This is a genomic window from Alcanivorax limicola (assembly GCF_019931215.1).
GTDB classification, from domain to species: Bacteria; Pseudomonadota; Gammaproteobacteria; order Pseudomonadales; family Alcanivoracaceae; genus Isoalcanivorax; species Isoalcanivorax limicola.
The window spans coordinates 1100348-1118201 of the sequence record NZ_JAIOUB010000001.1; the positions used below are offsets into that span (position 1 = coordinate 1100348).

Below are 17854 nucleotides of genomic sequence, written 5' to 3' on the forward strand. Positions count from 1 at the left end.
ACAGGATACCGATGAATCCCGATCTCGATCTGCTGCACCCTTATCCGTTCGAGAAGCTCGCGCAATTGTTCGCCGGGCTGGAAACACCGACGCTTTCGCCCATCGCCCTGTCTATCGGCGAACCACAACACCCGGCACCCGCCCTGGTCCGGGAGGCCCTGCGGCAACACGCCGCCGAACTGTGTCGCTACCCCACCACCGCCGGCATCCCCGCACTCAGAGACACCATCGTCGACTGGTTGTGCCGCCGTTATCCGCTGCGCCAACTGAGCGCGGATAATGTGCTGCCCGTAACCGGCACGCGGGAAGCCCTGTTCGCGTTCGCCCAGGCGGTGCTGGATCGCAGCCGCGCACCGCTGGTGCTGATGCCCAATCCCTTCTATCAGATCTACGAAGGCGCTGCGCTGTTGGCAGGCGGCACACCGGTGTACCTGCCCTGCACGGGCGAAACCGGCCTGCAACCGGACTTCGATGCGGTCAGCGATGACACCTGGGCCCGGTGCCAGCTGCTTTATCTCTGCTCGCCCGGCAACCCCACCGGGGCCCTGCTGGACATTGCGACCATGCAGCGTCTGATCCGCCTGGCGGACGAGCACGATTTCATCATTGCCTCGGACGAGTGCTACTCGGAAATCTACAACCAGACGCCGCCGCCGGGCCTGCTGGAAGCCTGCGCGGACATGGGGCGCCACGATTACGCCCGCTGCACGGTGTTCCACTCATTGTCCAAGCGCTCGAACCTGCCCGGCCTGCGCTCCGGCTTCGTCGCCGGAGACGCCGCGCTACTGAAACAGTTCCTGCGCTATCGCACCTACCATGGCTGCGCCATGCCGCCGCACCATCAGCTGGCCAGCATCGCCGCCTGGAACGATGAAGCACACGTCGATGAAAACCGGCGCCTGTATCGGGAAAAATTTGCTGCCGTGCTGGATATACTCGGTGACACCCTGCCGGTCAGTGCACCGGAGGCCGGGTTTTATCTGTGGCCCGAAACGCCCATGGATGACCAAGCCTTTGCACGGGAACTGAAACGCACACAGAACGTTACGGTATTGCCCGGCAGCTATCTGTCCCGCGAAGTCGACGGGGTGAACCCGGGCGCCGGACGCGTGCGCATGGCGCTGGTGGCAACGCTTGATGAGTGCACCGAAGGTGCCGAACGTATCCGCACTTTTTTGCGAGGGAGATAACCGCCAATGACGCTTACCGTTTACGGCATCAAGGCCTGCGACACCATGAAGAAGGCCTTTACCTGGCTGGACCAGCACGGCATTGCCTACGCATTTCATGACTACAAGAAAGCCGGCGCGCCGGAAAAGAAATTGCCCGCCTGGATCACGGCAAAAGGTCGGGACACCATCATCAACCGGCGCGGCACCAGCTGGCGCAAATTGCCACAGGCGGAACGTGATGCCATGGACGACACCTCCGCCGTCGCCGCCGCTGTCGCCAACCCCTCACTGATCAAGCGCCCGATCGTCGAGTACCCCGGCGGCATTCTGGTGGGCTTCGACCCGGCCGCCTGGGCCGAGGCGCTGCGCTGATTTTCCTGGCACGGCGCCACTGAGCCTCTGGGCCACTGAAATGCACCGCAAGGTCGGGCATAATGTCCGCTCGATCACCGACAGACAGAAATAAGGGATTCTCATGAGCAAGGTTTTCGCCCTCGCCCTCGGCTGTGGCACACAGAATCGTGATGAGCAGTGGCTCGAAGTCTACTACCCTGCCCCGGTCCTGAACCCGGATGCGGCATTGATAGAGGCCGTGCGGGAAACACTGGATTACGAGGGCGGCAACGTGGCCATCGAACTCAGCCACCGCCAGGTCGGTCATCTGGCCCGCGCCTGGCGTGAGGGCGACCATGAGGATCAGGCCAGCTACGCCGTGGCCTTCCAGGAATCCGACAAGCCGGTCGTGCTGACCATTCTCGAAACCGATGCAGCGCCGGTGTCGACGCCCGAAGCGTATCTCAAGCTGCACCTGCTCTCCCATCGGCTGGTCAAACCCCATGGCATTGATCTCTCCGGCATCTTCCCGCTGCTGCCCAACGTAGCCTGGACCAACGAAGGCGCGGTAGACCTGAACGAACTGCCAGAGCGCCAGCTGATGGCGCGCCTGGACGGCAAGGTGCTGAGTGTCGATTCGGTGGACAAGTTTCCGAAGATGACTGACTACGTGGTGCCCAAGGGCGTGCGTATTGCCGATACCTCACGGGTCCGTCTTGGCGCCTATGTCGGCGAAGGCACCACCATCATGCATGAGGGCTTCGTCAACTTTAACGCCGGCACCGCCGGGCCCGGCATGATCGAGGGGCGTATTTCTGCTGGCGTGTTTGTCGGCAAAGGCTCCGACATCGGCGGCGGCGCCTCCACCATGGGCACCCTCTCTGGCGGCGGCAACATCATCATTTCCCTGGGTGAAGACTGCCTGCTGGGCGCCAACGCCGGCACCGGCATCCCGCTGGGCGATCGCTGCACTATCGAGTCCGGGCTGTATATCACCGCCGGCACCAAAGTGAAGTTGCTGGACGATCAGGGCCAGCTGGTGCAGAGCGTCAAGGCCCGTGATCTGGCAGGCCAGAATGACCTGCTGTTCCGTCGCAATTCCGAAAGCGGCGTTGTCGAGTGCCTGACCAACAAGAACGCCGTCACGCTCAACGAAGCGCTGCACAAGCATAATTGATCGCGACCGCACATTTGCGCAGCCACACATTTGCGCAGCCACATATTGCGACAACGCATTGCAGCAACAACAGAATATGAGTGTGACAAGCATGGCAAACATGGCATTACAGGAACGCGTACTCGCCTATGCGCAAGAGCTGATCGGCCGGGCGTCTGTTACCCCTGACGATGCCGGCTGCCAGGCCTGGCTCGCCGACAAACTGGCCGCTCTGGGCTTCCAGTGTGAGCACCTGCGCTTCGGTGATGTGGACAACCTCTGGGCCCGGCGCGGCGACGCCGCACCGGTGCTGGCCTTTGCCGGCCATACGGATGTGGTACCCACCGGCGATCTGGCCGCCTGGACCTCCGACCCGTTCCGCCCCGAAATCCGTGACGGTCTGCTGTACGGTCGCGGCGCGGCCGACATGAAATCCTCCATAGCCGCCATGCTGGTGGCGGTGGAAGATTTCATTGCCGACCATGCCGATCACCAGGGCAGCATCGCCTTCCTGATCACCTCCGATGAGGAAGGGCCGTCCGTGGACGGCACCGTCAAGGTGGTTGAAACACTGGAAGCACGTAACGAGAAGATCACCTGGTGCCTGGTCGGCGAGCCGTCATCCAGCGATACTTTCGGGGATGTCATCAAGAATGGCCGCCGGGGCTCCCTCGGGGCACGCCTGGAGGTCAAGGGTATTCAGGGCCACGTGGCCTATCCCCATCTGGCCCGCAATCCGGTGCATCAGGTCGCACCTGCGCTGGCCGAACTGGCCGCCGAGCAGTGGGATGAGGGCAACGACTTTTTTCCCGCCACCAGCTTCCAGATCTCCAATATCCATGCCGGCACCGGCGCCACCAACGTGGTCCCCGGCACCTGCGAAGTGATCTTCAATTTCCGTTTTTCCACGGCGCTCACTGCCGATGATCTGAAAGCACGCACGGTAGCGATTCTTGATCGCCACGGGCTGGAGTACGCGCTGACCTGGACCCTGTCCGGCCAGCCCTTTCTGACCGAGCCCGGCGAGTTGGTCAACGCGGCCGTGGCCGCGCTGCGCGACGCCACCGGCCGGGAAACGCTGCTGTCCACAGCAGGCGGCACCTCCGACGGGCGCTTTATCGCGCCGACCGGCGCCCAGGTGCTGGAACTGGGCCCGGTCAATGCGAGCATTCACAAGATCGATGAATGCACCCCGGTCGCCGAACTGGGGCCACTGGCACAGGCCTACCACGGCATTCTCACGCGCCTGCTGGCGGGTGCGTGAGCGCTCTCACACAACAGCGATGCGCTCATGCTATGCTGATGGGTCACGTCACGATGTCTGAATCGCGCCATGGCCAAGGATCTGTCATACAAAGCCCAGCAGCGGGAAGCCCTGCGCCGCAAGATAGATGACTATCTGTCCCATGGCGGGCGCATCAAGGAAGTCGCTCCCGGCGTCTCCGGCGCCCACCATGGCGGAGACTGGCGCCGTCACCCTTCAGGGGAACAGAAGCCGCCGCCCCAGGAGCGCATCCCGCTCAACCACGTCATTGCCGCCATCGAAGCACGCAAGCAGGCGCGTCGCAGCAGCAGCCGCGTGACCCTGCGCCGCAAACCCCGCCGCAAGCTCATCTATGACGATTTCGGTGAACCCCTGCGCTGGCAATGGGTGGATGAATAGCCGATTGCGACGGGCGTACACTTGTGTTCCCATTTTAGCTTTCGCACGTGCTGCCATTCACACATGGCACCCATCTACCAATAACCAAGGACCCGAGCCATGAACGCTGCCGCGCCCGACGCCCGCATGGTGGAGGATGTGAATCCTGCCACCGGTCACGCCTTCTTCAGCATTGCCGAGACCGACCTTTCCCGCATGCCTGCCATGATGGCGGATGCCCGCCAGGCGCAGCGCCTCTGGGCGGCGAAGTCCTTCAAGGAGCGGGCTACACATATCCAGCGCATGCGCCGGTATATTGTCGAGCACGCCGAGCAGCTCGCGTTGACCGTGAGCCAGAGCAACGGCAAGACCCGCACCGACGCCCTGGCCACCGAAGTCCTGCCCTGCGCGCTGGCCTGTAACTGGTACGCGAAGCACGCCGCCAGCGTGCTCAAGCCGCGCATGCGCCCTGCGGGCACCCTGCTGTTCATCAACAAGCGCACGCAAATGCAGCATGTGCCGCTGGGCGTCGTTGGCATCATCAGCCCCTGGAACTACCCCCTGTCGATCCCCTTCGGTGAGATCGTCATGGCCTTGATGGCCGGCAATGCCGTGTTGCTGAAAGTCGCCGCCGCCACGCCCGCCGTGGGCCGCGCCATCGAAGACATCATCGCTGCCGGCGATCTGCCCCCCGGCCTGTTCCAGCACGTCGTCGGCTCTGGCAGCAAGGTCGCCACCGCGTTTTTCGATAACGGCATCAACAAGCTGTTCTTCACCGGTTCGGTCAATGCCGGCAAGCAACTGATGGCTCAGGCTGCCGCGACCCTGACCCCGGTATCCCTGGAACTGGGCGGCAATGACCCGATGATCGTGCTGGAAGATGCGGACCTGGAACGCGCCGCCAATGGCGCCGCCTGGGCGGGCTATCAGAATGCCGGCCAGTCCTGTGGCGGCGTCGAGCGCATCTATGTGGTGGCCCCGGTGTACGACGCCTTCGTACAGTTGCTGGCCGCCAAGACCCGCGCCATGCGCCACGGCGCCGGGCATGACAACTTCGACGTGGAGATGGGCAGCATCACCACCCCGGGGCAGCTGCGCACCGTGCAGCAGCATGTCGAGGATGCGCTCGGCAAGGGCGCCACTATCGCAGCCCAGTCGCAACCCACGGGCAGCGCCACGGATGCAGGACTGTTCTATCCCGCCACACTGCTGACCGATGTGTCTGACGACATGATCACCGTCTGTGACGAAACCTTTGGCCCGGTCATCGCCGTGGCGCGGGTTGCTGATGAAGAGGAAGCCATCCGTCGCGCCAATGCCTCCAATCTGGCACTGACCTCGTCAGTCTGGACGCGCAGCAACAAGCGCGGCCGTGCTATCGGTGCGCGCCTCGAGTCCGGGGTGACGACCGTCAACGACCATCTTTATACCCACGGGCTGTCCGAAACCCCCTGGGGCGGCTGGAAGGAGTCCGGCATCGGTCGTACCCATGGGCCGGAAGGCTTGCTGGAGATGACCCAGGCCAAGGCGATCAACTGGGACATGCTGCCCAGCAAACGCAACCTCTGGTGGTACCCCTTTGACGAGACGACCTACAAGGCCCTGCTCAACGCCCTGCGTTTTGTCTTCCCGCGCTCTGCCGGCGAATGGTTACGCAGCAGCCTGGCGCTGACCCCCTTCCTGGTGAAGAAGATGTTCACCGGCTGGAAGACGGACTGACCAGGCAGTCATAACGAACACACGTCTCAACTTATTGATAACTATCATTTTTTTATAGTCATTTTCGGAAAAATCTGCATTATTTCAGGGCATCGCGCACCAATGTTACTCAAAGTAACACTTGGTGCGCTCCCGCCCTGACACCCTCCTCCGCCTCGCCAGATCAGAAAAAATCCCTATAAAACAATCACTCACATTCGCGTGATGGCAAAGTGAAATCACTGGCACACAACCTGCTCTCTCCCCGCTGCGGCCACGTAATGGATTGGCCATGCACAAACCGTATGGAGGCAATTCAACTTCGCCACATCCTGCTGCTTCCGGCCTGAAGGCCGGTGTATGGCATGTGGCTTCGTATCGGGAACGCAGAAAATGCTGAATACCAGACTGATCATTGGCACCGCCCTGTGTGCCACAGCGCTTGCCGGCTGCGGGGGCTCCAGCAGCAACAGCGCATCACCCGCACCGTTTTCCTTTGTCGAAGCAACCGTCGCCAGCGTGCACGAGGCCATCGCTTCCGGCGAAAAAACCTGCGAAGACATCATTCAAGGCTACCTGGATCGCATCGAAGCCTATGACTTCGACATCTCGGGCCCGGAGCTTCGCTCTGTCGTGCGTACCAACCCGGACGCCCTCAATCAGGCCATCGAAAAAGACCTGAACTTCGCCGTCACCGGCATCGATTCGCCTCTGTACTGTATTCCGGTATTGCCGAAGGACAATATCAATACCGCTGAAATGCCCACCTCCGGCGGCATCACCGCATTCGAGTTCAACCAGCCCACCGAAGACGCCTATGTCATCGAACGGCTGCGCGATGCCGGCGCCATCATCATCGGCAAAGCCAACCAGGACGAACTGGCCTTTGGCTTCCGTGGTGAAAGCTCCATTCGCGGTCTGACCAAAAACGCCTACGATCACTCCCGCGGCGCGGGTGGCTCCTCCTCCGGCAGCGGCACCAGCATCGGTGCCAGCCTGGCCATCTTCGCGCTGGGCTCCGACACCGGCGGCTCTATTCGCGTGCCGTCATCGGTCGCTGGTCTGGTGGGCATTCGCCCGAGCATGAGACTGGTCAGCCAGGATGGGGTCATGCCGCTCTCCAGCTGGCAGGACACCGCGGGGCCGATGTGCCGCACCGTGCAGGATTGTGCGCTGGCCATGGATGCACTGGTCGGGTTTGATACCTCGCCCTACGCCAACCAGCGTTCCGCCTTCGCCATTGACGCGCCGCTGATCAGTTCAGCCGGTGAGTACCAGAGCGTCACGCGCATCCCCGCAAGCTACACTGCATTTCTCGAACCTGACGGCCTGAAAGGCGCACGGATCGGTGTGGTGCGCGCGCTGTTCGGTAACGGCAATGGCCAGAATGCGATCGTTCAGACCGTGCTCGATGACGCCATCGCAAAAATGCGCGCTGCCGGTGCGGTGGTCGAGGATGTCGTGGTGCCTGACCTGAGCACGATCCTGAGCCGCTATTCCAGCCTCTCCAATCAGGAATTTGCCCGGGACATGGAGATTTATCTGCAAAGCTGGACCAGCGATATGGACGGCCACCTGCGCACCTATCAGGCCATGCAGGACAGCGGTGGTTATCTGGATCGCAACGCCAACACCATCGCCTCCCGTAACAACATCGGCGAAGACCTGTCGCAGAATGAAAGCTACATTCGCAACACCGTGGAGCGCCCCGGTTTTGTGCGCCCGCGCCTGATGGCTGCGCTGGACAACATTGATGCGACGGGTCGCCCGGCCGGCCCCGCCTACGATGTGCTGCTCTACCCGACCCTGCAGGGCCTGGCCGGTTCACTCGGCGGCAGCCCCAGCGCAGGCAGCGCCAACCGCATGAGTCCCTTCTCCGGCTTCCCGGCATTGAGCATGCCCGCAGGTATGGCAGGCGAAGAGTACGACATCGACCCGGCACTGCCGGTGGGCATGGAATTGCTGGCACGGGAATTCGACGAAGCCACACTGATCCGCATTGCCTATGCTTTCCAGGAAACCGTCAAGCCCCGCGCCACACCGGTGCACTACCCGGACCTGGTGGCTGACGCAGGCGGTGAGCTCCCGTAACCGAGTTGATCGTCGCGCGCCCGAGGCGCAACCGACAACGGCGCACCAATCGGGTGCGCCGTTTTTGTCGTGCTACATGACGATGCACTGCTACGGCCGCCCCTCTCGACTCAGACATTATGCTCAGGGGCTTTGGCGGGAATGTGATGCTGGCACGGTTTCTGCGTGTAACTCAGTGCATCCACCAAGACAGGGATGCAGGCCCACCGCCTGTGTAGGTGTCCATGCTGTTGCAAACAGCTGAAGCGTACAGACTTGCGAGCGCAGACCTATGAGTAACGGGACAGATACCAACTGGCTGATGCAATACCGGCTGCTGCGCCTGGTAAACCAGTGCCGCAGACTGATCCAGTCCGAATTCGGCGTGCGCCTTACCCTGACCGATGAAAACCTGCGCGTTGAGCTTGCCGCTTACGCGGGCAGAACACGCACCCAGGCCCTGCAACGGGTGTATGCAGAATTGCGCCTGGCGCTGATTGAATTTGAAGGCCCGGACCCCTTACTGGTCACCCCCGTGGCGACGCCCAGCCAGCGCCGCTATCGTGGCCAGGTGATGCACACCGAAGAGGAACAAACAGAGGAAGACGGCCTGCCCTCCCTGGCACCGGTTGCCGAACTGGCTGGCGCTGCCCAGGCCCAACACAACAAGGCCCACTACAAGCGCATGTATCGCGGCCGCGTCGTCGAGGATTAATTCAGGCGGGCCACTGGCGACTACCACATCAGGTCGTCGGGCACCTGGTAGGCTGCGTAAGGATCGTCTTCCTCGGCTGGTGCGTTGTTCGGGTTGTTACCCGCAGCGTCGTGAAGCACGACCACGACGGCCTCGTCGCGTTCGCGCAGCCGCTTGCCGATCTCCGCAGGCACCACTTCATAACCGCGCCCCTGCCGCACCACTGCCATCTGGCCACGGGCCAGTGGCTCCACCATCGCCGCAGTGACGTAAATCTTCTGGACCTTGCGTTGATCGGCGAACTGATAGGCCGCTTCGCCACCGCGCCGGTCCAGCTTGTGCGTATCAATCAGCTGGCTGATCTCGGCGGCCAGCGCGCGGCGCCGGGCCTCTTCCTCACGCTGCTGATTGAGTGCCTTCGAACGCTGCGACTGCTCCTCACGCAATGCCTTGGCCCGCGCAGCAACATCTTCTACCGGCTTGCCCTTGGCCTTGCTGGTGCTTTCCTGGCGCTTTTCATGCTCCGCCCGCCTTGCGCGTTTCTTGTCCGCGAGGCCGGCCTTGAGCAACTGGTCTTTCAATGATCCTGCCATGACGCTATTCCGGACTGGAGAGGGATTTCAGGAATGTCGTAGTCGGCGCATACCACCAGGAACTCATCACCGGTGACGAGAAAGTGGTCAGCCTGTCGCGCACGCCATCCTCAATCATGCCGTACATACGCCGCAACAAATAATCGAAGCGATCCAGCTCGCAACTGAAGGCCACAAAATAACTGCCATGCTCCGTGGTATTGCCATAGGGCACACCGCGACGCCAGATCTTCTGCGGCACACCGTCGCGGGCGACATCTGTGCGGCCCACATGGGCGTCCGCCGGCATGTCTTCATCAGAGAACTCTACCGCATCTGCCTTGGTGCGGCCGATCACGCGCTCTTGCTCCGGCACGGACAGCGCATCGAACGCATCCAGATCATGAATCCATTTTTGTGTCAGCACGAAGCTGCCACCGGCACCGGGATGTCCTTCCGCGACCAGCGCCGCCTTGCGCGCCTGCGCCCCCTCCGGGTTGCCAATGCCATCAACAAAACCAGTCAGGTCGCGCATGTCATGATACACAAAGGCATTGATATCCAGCTGCGTGCTGAAACGATCGCCGAGCGCACGATGTACCGCCAGCGCTGCGTCAAAACCGTGACTGCGATCCGGTGTCTGGACCCAGACCAGCAAATCGCCCTGGGTCGCCGGCACCTGGCCTTCCAGCGAAAACGGCGGGAAATCAAAGCGCCCACCCAACATCGCCCACAGCTGCGGGCCGAAGGCCAACGTGATCAGGACATCATCGCCGCCCAGCGCCAGCACCGCAGACAACGCCTCGCGCACATCCGCCTCGGCTACTCCGCGGGCCAGTGCATATTCGAGAAAGACCTGATCGCCAAAACGCTTGTCGAAAATTCCGGGCTGAAACACCCCTGTTTGAACATCTGTCACGCTGATTGGCTCCCCTGATGTAATGCCCCTGTCGGGGCGGCTATACCATAGCAATCAGGCCCGGACACTGCCAGCAGCAGCATGAACTGCCGGTGAACCCGGCAGCCCGTTTGCGCTCGGTTGCCGGGCACGGTTGCGAGGAGCCGCATCAGGCAATACGCGGGTCCGCACGCTCAAGAATGGCCGCAATATCCAGCCCCGTGGGCAAGGTGCCATAGTTGCGATCACCCTGGCTGCCCAGACGGGACGCGATGAACGCCTCCGCCACCGCATCATTGCCCGCGCGCACCAACAGACTGGCCTGCATGGTCAGGGAAAGCTGATCCACCAGCTGCCGCGCCCGGTACTCGATCTGATCCGGCGCCTTGTGCAACCCGGCGAAGGTTTGCTGCAATCCGTGAACCGCCTGATCCAGCCTCTTGCTGGCGCCGGTCGTGGTGGCCATCTCGGCAAACCAGGTATCGAGCACCGCCGGTGTTTTTGCCAGCGCGCGCAACATATCCAGCGCCTGCACATTGCCGGAGCCTTCCCAGATCGCATTGATCGGCGCCTCGCGATACAAGCGCGCCATGATGAAATCTTCCGTCACACCGTTACCGCCCAGGCACTCCATCGCCTCATAGGCATGAAACGGCGTGCGTTTGCAGATCCAGTATTTGCCCGCCGGCAGGCCCAGTCGCAGCAGCAGCTTTTCGTGCTGACTGTCGTGCTGACTGCCCGGCACTGCGGCGCTCTTGTCCAATGCTTCCGCCATACGCATGGCAATCGCCAGCGAGCCTTCCACTTCCAACTGCAAATCCGCCAGCACATTCCGCATCAACGGCTGATCAATCAGCGTCTGCCCGAACGCACTGCGCCCGGCAGCATGATTGACAGCCTGCGCCACCGCCTGACGCTGCCCCGCCGCCGAACCGATCATGCAATCAAAACGGGTCATGGCCACCATCTCGATAATCGCCGGCACACCACGCCCTTCCTCGCCGACCATCCAGCCGAGCGCACCGCGCATTTCGATTTCGGAGGAGGCGTTGGACACGTTGCCCATCTTGTTCTTCAGACGCTGCACCTGAATCGGATTCTTGCTGCCATCCGGACGCCAGCGCGGCACCAGAAAACAGCTCAACCCGCCCGCAGATTGCCCCAGCACCAGAAAACCGTCGCACATGGGCGCAGAGGTGAACCACTTGTGCCCGACCAGCTCATAGGCCTCCCCCGGCCCCGTCGCCGCCAGGGGCACAGCCGTCGTCGTGTTGGCGCGCACATCCGAGCCACCCTGCTTCTCGGTCATGCCCATGCCGATCGTCAGCGCCTGCTTTTCGGTATGCGGCACATTACGCGGGTCATAGGCATTGTTGAGCACCTTCGGCAGCCATTGCTCGGCAATAGACGGCGTCAATTTCAGCGACGGCACCGAAGCGAACGTCATGGTCAACGGACACCCGTGCCCCGCCTCCGCCTGGGCCTGCAGATAACACATGGCCGCCCGTGCCACATGCGCACCCGGTCGGGGATCGGTCCAGGGCGACGAATGCACGCCGGCTTCCAGCCCCAGTTTCATCAGCCGGTGGTAGGCATCGTGATAGCGCACCAGATCCACCCGGTAGCCCTGCCGATCATGGGAATGAAACTGCGGCTTGAACTCGTTGGCCAGAAACCCCCACTCGATCACCTCGGCACTGCCCGTGCGCGCACCGTGGGCAGACAAGCGCGCTTGCGCCCACCCGCCCCCGTGGCGCTGCACGGCCTCACGCAGTGCCGTATCTGTGTCATAGGCGTTGTAGTCCTGCAACGGCGGCGCCTGATTGAACACCTCATGGGTATTGGCCAGCGGCGCCGCGTTGGCCGCCTGCTTCAGGGCCATCTCATCGTGCTGTGATGTGGGCTTGTTCATGACGGTCTCCTTCATGTTCTGTGGTGTCGGGCAGGCCTGTCGCACGCAGGCAAAACGTCGTGATATCGGCAATCAGCTCATCGTTACCGGCGTCGGCAGCCAGCGGACCGATCAACGCTTCCGCCAGTGCTCCGACCAGCGCCGCCGCCACAAGCTGCGAGGGCTGTGGCGGCAACTCACCGGTACGAATGCCTTGTTCGATCAGCGCCTGAAAGGCATCGCGGTAGGCGGCCCGGTATATCAACCGGGCCTCATCCACCGCCGGGTCCACGGGTTCGGCAATCAACGCCCAGGCCAGCCTCGGTGCGCGCAGTGCGCGCAGGCTGAACACGCGAATCGCCGCCACCAAGCGGCTCGCCACGGCGCCGTCACCCTCAAGCGCGGTGCGAACTGCCGCGACCTCACGCTCGGTCGCCACGCGGAATACTTCTGCGGCCAGTTGGTCCTTGGCATCGAAGTAGCGATAAACGGTCCCTACGCCGACCTCGGCACGCAGCGCCAGCGCCTGCACGGTCAGGGCGGCAAATCCGCCCTCACGCACCAGGGCTTCTGCGGCCCCCAACAGCGCCTGCCGCTGTGCAGCCTTGCGTTCGCGTACCCGCAGGGTTTCTCGGTAGGCCATAGTCGGAATCTCTATTCACTCTTTTAACAAGTGAATCACTGTTCCGACCTTTGTGCAAGTCCAGAGCAGCTCGTTTCGGGTGTTTGCCATTCTTTGTTGGTGTTGGTGGTTGTGGCCCTCGGGGGGCGGGGATGTATTTTCAGGACCCGCCGTAAATACGTCCCTGTAGGCTTGTGTTCGACATCCCTGTCTCACACAGTCCTGAAAATACATCCCCGCCCCCCGAGGGCCGTCATGCGCAGCCTGACTAACAAACTCGAAGCCAACTGCCGGTTTTGTTCCTCCAGAAAGTTGAGACAAACCACCAGACTTGGAATCTCCTGCCAGCGTTGAGCCGGGGTATGCCCTGTAGGGACCTCTTTGGCCATGGATGGCCAAAGCGCGAGCGCCCAGGGACGGCTTGAGCGGTCCCGGAAGGGCATACCCCGGCTCAACGCGTACTCTCTGGAGGGTGACCAGTCCCGCCGGAGGACCGTCGCTCGCCGACCGTTAAGGCGTGTCCTGAAAACCTTTCCTTCCGCCGAGGGCCACAACCATCAACACCAACAAAGAATGGAAAGCCCCACCAGTTCACGCACTACCCAACAACGAAGCCAAAATGAAAATTTAGTAAAAACAAACACTTGGAGAAAATTTCCCCACGCACGCTGTGACATACTGACTATCACCAATACCCCAAGACACGCTGCGCCCCCCACACCGCAGCCACCAGAACCGGATCAGGAGAACAATCATGCCCCAGGGGATACTGCGCCACCGCCTGCTTAATGCACTGCTGATCTTCATGTTGATCGGCGTCACCGCACCAGCCGCCCACGCCGGTATTGTCGGCACGGATTACCTGCTCCACGAGCAAGCGGTAAGCGAGGAACGGCAACGACTGGCAACCTTGCTGGAACGGGATGATGTGCAAGCCGCGTTGATGGCCCATGGCGTCAGCGCCGGGGACGCCGCCGAGCGGGTGGCGAGCCTCAGTGAGCAGGAATTGCAGGCCTTCGGTGCGCAGATGGATGAGCTGCCTGCCGGCGCCGGTGCGGTGACCATCCTGCTGGTGCTGATTCTGCTGATCCTGATTCTGCGCTAGGCAAGGCGTAACGGCGGACATGATCTCTGTTGCGCGGACAGCCGCGCGAACGGCGTGCGCCCGCACGGTCTGCCTGCTGGTCCTGGCGCTGCTTCTCGGCGCCTGCGCCAGCCGCACGCCTCTCACCGATGATCTCTCGCGGCACGGTTTCTCAGAGCATGGCTCAGCAGAGAACGGCTCAGCAGGGCCATCCGTCATTGAGCTGACGGACGTGCCCTTCCATCCCCAGCGTCGCTACCAGTGCGGTCCTGCCGCGCTCGCCACCGTGTTGGAGTATGCCGGGCATCCGGCGGATGTCGCGCAGCTGCGGGACCGGGTTTACGTGCCGGCGCGGCGCGGTAGTCTGCAGCCTGAGATGCGCGCGGCGGTGCGTGATTATGGTCTGCTGCCATTGGCGCACCCGGCGGATATGCGGATGCTGGCCAGCAATCTCGCGCAGGGTTATCCGGTGCTGGTGATGCAGAATCTGGGATTCGAGCGCTTGCCGATCTGGCATTACGCGGTGGTGGTGGGCATTGATCTCGAGGCGGGCAACGTCATTTTGCGTTCGGGGACGCAACAGCGCGAAACGCTGTCGCTGAAGCGGTTCGAGCGGAGTTGGGCGCGCGCCGCGCACTGGGGAATGACCTTGCACGCGCCGGATGCGGTGCCCGCGCATGCCACGGAGCAAACCTGGCTACAGGCCGCTGCGCCATTTGAGCAGACCGGGTCGCCGGGGGTGGCGGAAGTCGCTTACTCAGCTGCGCTTGAGCGTTGGCCGCAAAGTTTTCATGCGCAGATGGGGCTGGGCAACGTGCAGTATCAGCGCGGTCGGTTTGACGATGCAGAGGTCGCGTTCCGGCGCGCGACGACGCTCGATGCGGCGCACCCTGCCGGTTGGCACAATCTTGCCTGGGCCTTGATCCGGCAACAGCGCTTCAGTGATGCTGAAGCGCCCGCGCGGCAGGCGGCGGCGATGGCTGCTGATGAGAGCAGCCGCTATCGCAGTGCGCTGGAGGCACTGCAAGCGCAGCACCCTTCTGCTGGCAATGAATGACCCGCTTCGACGTGCTTTATTCGTTCAGCGACCAGTCGTAATCCAGATAGCGCACGCTGAAATTACCGCGTCGTAATTGCGCCTGCACCGCCTCGTCATCACTGAACAACACCGCGTAACCCGCAAGCCATTTCTTCAGGCTGCCGGCAGCCTTGTCAAAATCTTCGCTGTACCAGCGAAAAATGCTCGATACCGCCAGGCGTTCGCGGTCGGCTTCCCAGCGATTGCGCGTGCGGTCCCGCAGAAAACGTTCCGTGGCATCCTCGAGTTGCGCGTCCAGCTGTTCGGCAACGTAAGGCTCGTCGCGTAGCGCCGGGCAACCCACTGACGCGCAGTTGACCGCAAAGTGAATGCGCGGCTCGTCATAGCGACCGGGCTCGCGAATAATCTCATGCTCCAGCTGATCCAGGTGCATGGACTCACCCAGCAGTTCGAAGAAACGCATTTTCCAGGGGTTTTCCCAGAAGCGGCCAATGTTGCGGATGGATGCCAGCGGATAATTATCGAGTATCAGCTTCAACGTGAACGCGTTATAGGCGTTGATCAGGAAGGCCAGTTGCTGCTCTGCCTGCCACGCATCAAAGTCGTCTGCGGGCACGGCCGACAGTTGATCGAGGTAGCGCTGCAAGGACGCCGCGTCCTGCTTCAGCGCGGCATAGTCTACCGTCGAGGCGGTGCCGTCATCCTGCCAGGTGACATGCGCGGCAAGGACGTCGCCAAACAAGGCATGGCTGTGGTCGAAGCTACGGTCAGCGCCCTGCGCCAGTGGCGCGAGCAGCAGCAATGTTATCAAAAGCAGGCGTTTCATCACGAGCGACTCCATCGGTGAAAGCGTTCTACCCAGCGCAGCAGGCCTTGCGGCGCATGGGCTTTTTTCCATTCGCCAGCGGCAAACTTGTTCGCCTCGGCCAGCGTCGGGTAAATATGAATGGTACCCAGAATCTTGTTCAGGCCCAGGCCGTGGCGCATGGCCAGCACATACTCGGCAATCAGGTCCCCGGCATGTTCTCCGACAATGGTGACGCCCAGAATGCGATCTGTACCCTGCCGGGTCAGCACTTTGACAAAACCCTCATCCGTACCGTCGGCAATGGCACGATCCAGATCATCAATGCCGTAGCGTGTGACTTCGAAGGCCACGCCCTGCGCTGTCGCTTCCGCTTCGCTGAGCCCCACCCGGGCGACTTCGGGGGAGGTAAAGGTGCACCAGGGAATCACGGAATAATCGACCTTGAATTTTTTCAGCCGGCCGAACAGGGCATTCACCGCCACATACCAGGCCTGGTGTGCGGCCACATGGGTAAATTGATACGGCCCGGCGACATCACCACAGGCATAGATATTGGGATAGCGTGTGCGCAGGTATTCGTCCACCGCCACGGTGCCGGTCTCGCTGAGTTCGATGCCCAGTGTTTCCAGCCCCAGCCCTTGCGTGCGGGCACGACGCCCCAGCGCCACCAGCACCTGGTCAAAGGCAATATCCCGCGCCCCACTATCACCCTCTACTGTAGCCCATTGCTCCGTACCCTCGCGGCGGAACCGCACCGCCTTGAAGCCGGTCAGCACCTGCACGCCATCGGCGGCCAGGCCTGCGGTCACTGCCGCAGCTGCATCTTCGTCTTCTTTCAATAACAGGCGTGGCGCCATTTCCACCAGCGTGACCTCGGACCCCAATCCGGCGAAGCTCTGCGCCAGCTCACAGCCAATCGGGCCACCGCCCAGCACCAGCAAACGTTGCGGCCGGCTCTGCAAAGACCAGAGGCTGTCCGACGTCAGGTAGTCCATATCCGTCAGGCCCGGAATCGGCGGCACCGCGGGTTCGCCGCCAGAGGCGATAACAATGTTTTTTGCGGTAATGCGTTGGGTCTTGCCCGCATGAGTGACATCAATTTCCCAGGGCGAGATGATCGTTGCCTGTCCCTGACGACAATCCACACCCAGTTCCGAATAACGCTCAACGGAATCGTGGGGCGCGATCTTGCTGATAACGCGCTGCACCCGCTGCATGACGGCAGCAAAATCCACCTGCCCTGCCTCGGTGGTGATGCCGTACTTGCCAGCCCCGGCGATGGTCTTCTGCACCCGGGCGCTCTTGATCAATGTTTTCGATGGCACGCAGCCGGTATTCAGGCAATCACCGCCCATGCGGTCACGTTCCACCAGCACCACCTTCGCCTTGACTGCGGCGCCGATATAGGCCGTGACCAGACCGGCGGAGCCTGCGCCTATTACGGCGATATTGGCATCAAACTTTTCCGGCTTTTTCCAGCCGGCATAGACTCTCATCGCCTGCACCCGGCCCATGATGCCCCGGGCGATCCAGGGGAAAAGACCGAGCAGCACAAAAGCACCGATCAGCCCCGGCGACAACAGATCACCGGGGGATTCAATCACGGCCAACTGCGTGCCGGCATTTACATACACCAGCGTGCCTGCGAGCATGCCGACCTGGCTGACCCAATAGAAGGTCCAGGTCCGAATGGGCGTCAGCCCCATCACAAGGTTGATCACAAAAAACGGAAACGCCGGCACCAGCCGCAGCGTAAAGAGATAAAAAGCGCCGTCCTTGCGCACGCCCTCATTGATCGGTTTCAGCCGCTCGCCGAAGCGTCGCTGCACGCTATCCTGCAACAACAGGCGCGATACCAGAAACGCGATGGTGGCACCCAGGCTGGAGGCAAACGACACCAGCAACGTGCCCACCACCAGCCCGAAGAAGGCCCCCGCCGCCAGCGTCATGATGGCCGCACCCGGCAACGACAACCCGGTCACCGCCACATATATGACGAAGAACACCACCAGTGTCAGCACGCGATGTTCGCTGTACAGGGTCTGGAACCCGTCCAGGCTGCTGCGCAGATATTCCAGCGTGAGAAAACGCCCGAGGTCGAACCAGAAAAATACCGCCAGTGCCGCCACGATCAGCGCCAGAATCAGGGCCTTCTGCCTGTTCATAGTCGATTCC

At 62.1% G+C, this 17854-nt stretch carries 16 protein-coding genes; 10 read left to right on the forward strand and 6 right to left on the reverse strand.

Translation table 11 applies throughout. The annotated features are described in order from the left end of the window. Positions 1-11: 11 nt before the first annotated feature. From dapC to K8B33_RS04880, 8 genes are all read left to right on the forward strand, one after another. Positions 12-1190, forward strand: a complete 1179-nt coding sequence (gene dapC / locus K8B33_RS04845) for a succinyldiaminopimelate transaminase (RefSeq protein WP_223423934.1) — start codon at positions 12-14, stop codon at positions 1188-1190. A gap of 6 nt (positions 1191-1196) precedes the next feature. Beyond that, complete coding sequence (locus K8B33_RS04850; RefSeq protein WP_223423936.1) at positions 1197-1544, forward strand: arsenate reductase; 348 nt, start codon at positions 1197-1199, stop codon at positions 1542-1544. A gap of 103 nt (positions 1545-1647) precedes the next feature. Next, positions 1648-2682, forward strand: coding sequence for a 2,3,4,5-tetrahydropyridine-2,6-dicarboxylate N-succinyltransferase (dapD, locus tag K8B33_RS04855; RefSeq protein WP_223423939.1), 1035 nt, complete (start codon positions 1648-1650; stop codon positions 2680-2682). Positions 2683-2782: 100 nt separating this feature from the next. Next, positions 2783-3925: a succinyl-diaminopimelate desuccinylase gene (dapE, locus tag K8B33_RS04860; protein ID WP_223423941.1), complete on the forward strand. Its 1143-nt coding sequence runs from the start codon at positions 2783-2785 to the stop codon at positions 3923-3925. A 69-nt stretch (positions 3926-3994) separates the two neighbouring features. After that, positions 3995-4324: a hypothetical protein gene (locus K8B33_RS04865; protein WP_223423943.1), complete on the forward strand. Its 330-nt coding sequence runs from the start codon at positions 3995-3997 to the stop codon at positions 4322-4324. 99 nt (positions 4325-4423) lie between these two features. Continuing rightward, positions 4424-6022: an aldehyde dehydrogenase family protein gene (locus K8B33_RS04870; protein WP_223423945.1), complete on the forward strand. Its 1599-nt coding sequence runs from the start codon at positions 4424-4426 to the stop codon at positions 6020-6022. Positions 6023-6394: 372 nt separating this feature from the next. Next, positions 6395-8092 carry an amidase gene (locus K8B33_RS04875; RefSeq protein WP_223423947.1) on the forward strand — a complete coding sequence of 566 codons (1698 nt, stop codon included), beginning with the start codon at positions 6395-6397 and terminating at the stop codon, positions 8090-8092. A 271-nt stretch (positions 8093-8363) separates the two neighbouring features. Then, positions 8364-8786, forward strand: a complete 423-nt coding sequence (locus K8B33_RS04880) for a hypothetical protein (protein WP_223423949.1) — start codon at positions 8364-8366, stop codon at positions 8784-8786. A gap of 20 nt (positions 8787-8806) precedes the next feature. On the opposite strand, the gene K8B33_RS04885 is transcribed toward K8B33_RS04880, so the two are convergent. The 4 genes from K8B33_RS04885 to K8B33_RS04900 all read right to left on the reverse strand — a co-directional run bounded on the left by K8B33_RS04885 (position 8807) and on the right by K8B33_RS04900 (position 12769). Further along, a complete protein-coding gene (locus K8B33_RS04885) occupies positions 8807-9358 on the reverse strand; it encodes a DUF2058 domain-containing protein (RefSeq protein WP_223423951.1) in 552 nt (183 codons plus the stop codon). A 4-nt stretch (positions 9359-9362) separates the two neighbouring features. Next, the gene (locus K8B33_RS04890; RefSeq protein ID WP_223423953.1) at positions 9363-10256 is read right to left on the reverse strand and encodes a Dyp-type peroxidase; all 894 of its coding nucleotides are present in this window, start codon (positions 10254-10256) and stop codon (positions 9363-9365) included. A gap of 148 nt (positions 10257-10404) precedes the next feature. After that, positions 10405-12147, reverse strand: a complete 1743-nt coding sequence (locus tag K8B33_RS04895; RefSeq protein WP_396020960.1) for an acyl-CoA dehydrogenase family protein — start codon at positions 12145-12147, stop codon at positions 10405-10407. Then, positions 12119-12769 (reverse strand): TetR/AcrR family transcriptional regulator, encoded by a 651-nt coding sequence (locus K8B33_RS04900; RefSeq protein ID WP_223423955.1) that lies wholly within the window; start codon positions 12767-12769, stop codon positions 12119-12121. The genes K8B33_RS04895 and K8B33_RS04900 overlap by 29 nt, the downstream gene beginning before the upstream one ends. A gap of 733 nt (positions 12770-13502) precedes the next feature. Between K8B33_RS04900 and K8B33_RS04905 the strand changes: the two genes are divergently transcribed. Together K8B33_RS04905 and K8B33_RS04910 are read left to right on the forward strand one after the other, a co-directional pair. Next, a complete protein-coding gene (locus tag K8B33_RS04905; RefSeq protein WP_223423958.1) occupies positions 13503-13853 on the forward strand; it encodes a PA2779 family protein in 351 nt (116 codons plus the stop codon). 19 nt (positions 13854-13872) lie between these two features. Further along, positions 13873-14889, forward strand: coding sequence for a PA2778 family cysteine peptidase (locus K8B33_RS04910; RefSeq protein WP_223423960.1), 1017 nt, complete (start codon positions 13873-13875; stop codon positions 14887-14889). A gap of 16 nt (positions 14890-14905) precedes the next feature. On the opposite strand, the gene K8B33_RS04915 is transcribed toward K8B33_RS04910, so the two are convergent. Together K8B33_RS04915 and K8B33_RS04920 are read right to left on the reverse strand one after the other, a co-directional pair. After that, the gene (locus tag K8B33_RS04915; protein WP_223423962.1) at positions 14906-15697 is read right to left on the reverse strand and encodes a DUF547 domain-containing protein; all 792 of its coding nucleotides are present in this window, start codon (positions 15695-15697) and stop codon (positions 14906-14908) included. Then, a complete protein-coding gene (locus tag K8B33_RS04920; protein ID WP_223423965.1) occupies positions 15697-17844 on the reverse strand; it encodes an FAD-dependent oxidoreductase in 2148 nt (715 codons plus the stop codon). The genes K8B33_RS04915 and K8B33_RS04920 overlap by 1 nt, the downstream gene beginning before the upstream one ends. Between the last annotated feature and the right edge of the window lie 10 nt (positions 17845-17854).

Bases quoted from the DNA above. Each gene is read 5' to 3' on its own strand.
- K8B33_RS04865 (WP_223423943.1), top strand. From the start codon at position 3,995: ATGGCCAAGGATCTGTCATACAAAGCCCAGCAGCGGGAAGCCCTGCGC.
- K8B33_RS04900 (WP_223423955.1), bottom strand. From the start codon at position 12,769: ATGGCCTACCGAGAAACCCTGCGGGTACGCGAACGCAAGGCTGCACAG.
- K8B33_RS04875 (WP_223423947.1), top strand. From the start codon at position 6,395: ATGCTGAATACCAGACTGATCATTGGCACCGCCCTGTGTGCCACAGCG.
- K8B33_RS04885 (WP_223423951.1), bottom strand. From the start codon at position 9,358: ATGGCAGGATCATTGAAAGACCAGTTGCTCAAGGCCGGCCTCGCGGAC.
- dapD (WP_223423939.1), top strand. From the start codon at position 1,648: ATGAGCAAGGTTTTCGCCCTCGCCCTCGGCTGTGGCACACAGAATCGT.
- K8B33_RS04905 (WP_223423958.1), top strand. From the start codon at position 13,503: ATGCCCCAGGGGATACTGCGCCACCGCCTGCTTAATGCACTGCTGATC.
- K8B33_RS04895 (WP_396020960.1), bottom strand. From the start codon at position 12,147: ATGAACAAGCCCACATCACAGCACGATGAGATGGCCCTGAAGCAGGCG.
- K8B33_RS04870 (WP_223423945.1), top strand. From the start codon at position 4,424: ATGAACGCTGCCGCGCCCGACGCCCGCATGGTGGAGGATGTGAATCCT.
- K8B33_RS04880 (WP_223423949.1), top strand. From the start codon at position 8,364: ATGAGTAACGGGACAGATACCAACTGGCTGATGCAATACCGGCTGCTG.
- dapE (WP_223423941.1), top strand. From the start codon at position 2,783: ATGGCATTACAGGAACGCGTACTCGCCTATGCGCAAGAGCTGATCGGC.
- K8B33_RS04920 (WP_223423965.1), bottom strand. From the start codon at position 17,844: ATGAACAGGCAGAAGGCCCTGATTCTGGCGCTGATCGTGGCGGCACTG.
- K8B33_RS04910 (WP_223423960.1), top strand. From the start codon at position 13,873: ATGATCTCTGTTGCGCGGACAGCCGCGCGAACGGCGTGCGCCCGCACG.
- K8B33_RS04915 (WP_223423962.1), bottom strand. From the start codon at position 15,697: ATGAAACGCCTGCTTTTGATAACATTGCTGCTGCTCGCGCCACTGGCG.
- K8B33_RS04850 (WP_223423936.1), top strand. From the start codon at position 1,197: ATGACGCTTACCGTTTACGGCATCAAGGCCTGCGACACCATGAAGAAG.
- dapC (WP_223423934.1), top strand. From the start codon at position 12: ATGAATCCCGATCTCGATCTGCTGCACCCTTATCCGTTCGAGAAGCTC.